Below are 206 nucleotides of genomic sequence, written 5' to 3' on the forward strand. Positions count from 1 at the left end.
GACGTCTCGCGAATGATCTTGCCGGTATCGTTGGTTTCAATTTCAGCGAGTCGCGGCGCGGCCTGTTCGACGAGCGCCGCGAGTTTATGCAGCAGCTTGCCGCGCGCCGATGCCGTGAGTCCCGCCCATGCAGCGTCGTTGAGCGCGCGGCTCGCCGCGTTCACGGCGCGGTTCACTTCGTCGCGGCGCGCTTCGGGCATTTGCGC

General features: G+C 66.5%; 1 protein-coding gene. It reads right to left on the bottom strand.

Features of this window, described 5'->3' with window-relative positions:
- Positions 1–206, bottom strand: a 206-nt coding sequence (locus SB764_RS45385) for an aldehyde dehydrogenase family protein (protein ID WP_410867490.1), incomplete at both ends; no start/stop codon positions are given.

It is taken from the genome of Paraburkholderia sp. SIMBA_027 (assembly GCF_046535315.1).
Lineage (GTDB): Bacteria > Pseudomonadota > Gammaproteobacteria > Burkholderiales > Burkholderiaceae > Paraburkholderia > Paraburkholderia tropica.